General features: G+C 62.4%; 6 protein-coding genes. 1 reads left to right on the forward strand and 5 read right to left on the reverse strand.

Features of this window, described 5'->3' with window-relative positions:
* The 5 genes from ACE3S9_RS17195 to ACE3S9_RS17215 form a co-directional block, all read right to left on the reverse strand.
* Positions 1–343: SAF domain-containing protein (locus tag ACE3S9_RS17195; RefSeq protein ID WP_374547705.1), on the reverse strand; the 343-nt coding region annotated here is incomplete at its 3' end.
* Between the two features lie 185 nt (positions 344–528).
* The gene (locus ACE3S9_RS17200) at positions 529–1,035 is read right to left on the reverse strand and encodes a prepilin peptidase (RefSeq protein WP_374547706.1); all 507 of its coding nucleotides are present in this window, start codon (positions 1,033–1,035) and stop codon (positions 529–531) included.
* A gap of 205 nt (positions 1,036–1,240) precedes the next feature.
* On the reverse strand, positions 1,241–1,405 hold the full coding sequence (locus ACE3S9_RS17205; RefSeq protein WP_374547707.1) for a Flp family type IVb pilin: 165 nt from the start codon (positions 1,403–1,405) through the stop codon (positions 1,241–1,243).
* Between the two features lie 232 nt (positions 1,406–1,637).
* Complete coding sequence (locus tag ACE3S9_RS17210) at positions 1,638–1,802, reverse strand: Flp family type IVb pilin (RefSeq protein WP_374547708.1); 165 nt, start codon at positions 1,800–1,802, stop codon at positions 1,638–1,640.
* Between the two features lie 234 nt (positions 1,803–2,036).
* Complete coding sequence (locus tag ACE3S9_RS17215; protein WP_374547709.1) at positions 2,037–2,201, reverse strand: Flp family type IVb pilin; 165 nt, start codon at positions 2,199–2,201, stop codon at positions 2,037–2,039.
* A gap of 411 nt (positions 2,202–2,612) precedes the next feature.
* On the opposite strand from ACE3S9_RS17215, the gene ACE3S9_RS17220 reads away from it, so the two are divergent.
* Positions 2,613–3,098: a pilus assembly protein N-terminal domain-containing protein gene (locus tag ACE3S9_RS17220; RefSeq protein ID WP_374547710.1), complete on the forward strand. Its 486-nt coding sequence runs from the start codon at positions 2,613–2,615 to the stop codon at positions 3,096–3,098.
* Positions 3,099–3,229 lie beyond the last annotated feature (131 nt).

Consider the following 3,229-nt stretch of genomic DNA (forward strand, 5'->3'; position numbering starts at 1 on the left):
CCTTGAACAATTTCTCGCGGCGAATCGGTTCGCCCTGCAGGAACGAGCCGCGCACCACCGAATCCTTGATTTCATCGACCGCATTGGGCGTTTCGGACTTGCGAATCACGCCCTGGACCGGCGCGCTTTTCGGCCAGTCCTGCCAGTTGATGTCGGCGGGTTGCAGCACCGAGCCGAAATTGAGCTCGCGCGAGGCGACCAGCACCTGCTCGGTCGCCGTCGGCGGCGGCTCGTGCGCGACCGGCGTGGGCGGAGGGGGCTCGGGCCGCGACAGCACGAGATAGCTCGCGCCGGCGCCGGAGGCCAGGACAACGCCTAGAAAGATGAGCCGGGCTTTTTTCATGGCTGTTTCGATGGTCCGAAAAATGGCCCCGGAACGGGACATTGACCGAATTGAAACAGTGAAACGTCAAATTAAGGTTAATGGAATTTCACGAATTTTAGGTGGTATCGTTAAGGAAGGCTCAAAAACGAAAACGCCCCGCCGGGGGCGGGGCGTTTTCGGCCGTTTTCCGATGCGCCGGGCGGTCAAACGCCCAGGCTGGCGAGGAAGATCTTGGTTTCCGGATAGAGAATCAGTCCGGCGACGGCGAGGGCCACGCCATAGGGCACGCCGTTCTCCTTGTCGTGCAGGCGCATGATCCACACGCGCGCCTGCGCCCAGTTCGGCATGGGCAGGCGGCGGAATTGCAATATGGCGAGGGTCAGCAACCCGCCGAGCAGCGCCGAGCCCAGGCCATATTCCGCCAGATGGTCGAAGCCGATCCAGACCGCGGTGGTCGCGGCGAGCTTGGCGTCGCCGCCGCCGATCCAGCCGAAGGCGAATAGCGCGAAAGTGAGGACGAGCACCGCCAGGCCGCAAGCGAGATGCAAGGCGATGACCGAAGCCGGCAGACCGAGCAGCACCGCGAGCGCGACGAAGCCCGCGACGAGCAGGATCGAAATCCAGTTGGAGATCGTCATGGTGAACAGATCGGAAAAGGCGGCATAGGCCATCAGGGCCGGGAAAATGACGATCGTCAGCGCGTCGAGCATGGGAGTTCCGCGATTCGAGGGTGGCGGGATCATCGCGCGCCGCGCTTACCCCTTGGTTACCGCGCGCGGCGCCGGCGAAAATAAAGCGGCGCCGACTCTTTGTCGGGCGCGGTCCGGCCGCCGCGCCAAACGAAAACGACCCCGGCGGAAAGCCGGGGCCGTTTCTCGCGCCTGGCCCCGCCGCGTCGGGGCAGGGCGCTGCGTCTTATTGCAGGGCGTTCGAGACCGAGGTGAACTTGGCCTTCAGATTGGTGCCGACCGAGGTCATGATGGTGATGCAGACGACCGAGATCAAAGCGGCGATCAGGCCATATTCGATGGCGGTGGCGCCGGACTGGTCATTCATGAAACGGGAAAGAAGGCGGGTCATCTGATGCTCCGAATGATTGGATCGCTCGCTCGTTTGCGATGGGTTCTTTTTAGGCGCGCAGCCCTATCTAAATCGTTAATTTGAAAGGGGAATGCGCGTCGCTGCAAAGTGCGGTCAATGAAGTCTGAACGACGATGTTAGAAAGCGCGCGGCTCGAAACAAAAACGGCCCCGGCGAAGGCCGGGGCCGTTTGTTGCGCCTCGCCCCGATTGCCGGGGCAGGACGGCGCGCCTTATTGCAGGGCGTTCGAGACCGAGGTGAACTTGGCCTTCAGATTGGTGCCGACCGTGGTCATGATGGTGATGCAGACAACCGAGATCAGGGCGGCGATCAGGCCATATTCGATGGCGGTGGCGCCGGACTGGTCCTTCACGAAACGGGCGAAAAGCGTCTTCATAATTTGCTCCAATCAGTTTGTTCGTCGCGCCGAAACGTGCTCGCGGTCGGCTGCGATGGAGGGACCCTAACCCCGCGACATTCGCCAGTTCGTTAATTTCATAGGAGCAAACCGGTTAACGCGGACGCGTAGTTAACGAACCCGGAACGGATCCCTGAAAATGAAAACGGCCCCGGGGGAAAGCCGGGGCCATGTTCGGCGCGCGATGCATTCGCGCGCGTCGGAAGCGCACAATCATTGCAGGGCGTTGGCGACCGACGTGAATTTCGCATTCAGGTTCGTGCCGACCGTCGTCAGGACGGTGATGCAGACGACCGAGATCAAAGCGGCGATCAGGCCGTATTCGATGGCGGTGGCGCCGGACTGATCCTTGAGGAAACGCGAGACCAAAGACTTCATTGCCATACTCCCGGAGAGAGATCGATTTCGCCGACGTCGCGACGAAGGGGCGAACTGGGGCATTCCAACTTTAGGGGGCATACCGTTGCGTTACTGTTAAAAGTTGCTGCCGTTTTTCAGGAGTCTTCGCCTTATTCGCTACTGATTTCATTCATCGCGGCCTTATCGGACCCGGATTCCGCTGCGGCAGGGCGCGAAAAAGCGGATCGGGCTTTTCTTGCGGGCGATTTGCGCCCGATCGCGCCTTCGCCGGCAAAATTTAGCAATCGTTCACCAAGTCATGTCTTAATCGCCTCAAGATGTCGCCGCGCGTGCGGGGCCGGGCGCTTGGGACAGGGCGTTTGGCCGCGCGCGGCTGGGGCGCCGCCCGGCGCCGGAGACCGGGCGAGGGTTCGAATTCGGGAGAGATTCATGCGTGCTCACGCATTACGTTCGATAGGCGCCGCGCTCCTGCTTGCGGGAGCGGCCGGCGTTTCTCTTCTGGCGCAGTCCGGCGCCGCCGCGGCCGCGCCGGATCTGGTGCAGGTCTCGGTTGACAAGGCCCGGGTCGCGCGCATTCCCGACAAGACGCAGACCCTTGTCATCGGACAGCCCGGCGTCGCCGACGTCACCATGCTCAAGAACAGCGGCATGGGCGTCATCACCGGCAAGAGCTATGGCGAAACCAATCTGATCGCGCTGGACGCACAGGGCAATCTGCTCGGCGAATGGACCATCCGCGTCGGCGCCGAGCAGAGCGACCTGCTGGTACAGAACGGCGTCAATCGCGAAAGCTATATCTGCGCGCCCAATTGCCTGCCGACGATCGACCTCGCCGACGCCAAGACGGTGGCGGCGGAGCGCGCAGCGGCGGTCTCAGCCCATTCCTCCTTCTCCGCCGGCAAGGCGCAGCAGTAGGCGGCAGAAACCGCGATCTTTATTCGCCCGGCGTAACGCCTTGGAAATTTCTCCCGTCGAGAATGATGTCAGCCGCCCCCGCGCCGTGGGCGCGCCGGTTGGGGATTTCGAATGGAGCGCGACGCATCTCG

Source organism: Rhodoblastus sp. (genome assembly GCF_041915505.1).
Lineage (GTDB): Bacteria > Pseudomonadota > Alphaproteobacteria > Rhizobiales > Beijerinckiaceae > Rhodoblastus.

Coding starts and splice junctions, on each gene's coding strand:
- ACE3S9_RS17200 (WP_374547706.1), bottom strand. CDS start 1,035: ATGCTCGACGCGCTGACGATCGTCATTTTCCCGGCCCTGATGGCCTAT.
- ACE3S9_RS17205 (WP_374547707.1), bottom strand. CDS start 1,405: ATGACCCGCCTTCTTTCCCGTTTCATGAATGACCAGTCCGGCGCCACC.
- ACE3S9_RS17210 (WP_374547708.1), bottom strand. CDS start 1,802: ATGAAGACGCTTTTCGCCCGTTTCGTGAAGGACCAGTCCGGCGCCACC.
- ACE3S9_RS17215 (WP_374547709.1), bottom strand. CDS start 2,201: ATGAAGTCTTTGGTCTCGCGTTTCCTCAAGGATCAGTCCGGCGCCACC.
- ACE3S9_RS17220 (WP_374547710.1), top strand. CDS start 2,613: ATGCGTGCTCACGCATTACGTTCGATAGGCGCCGCGCTCCTGCTTGCG.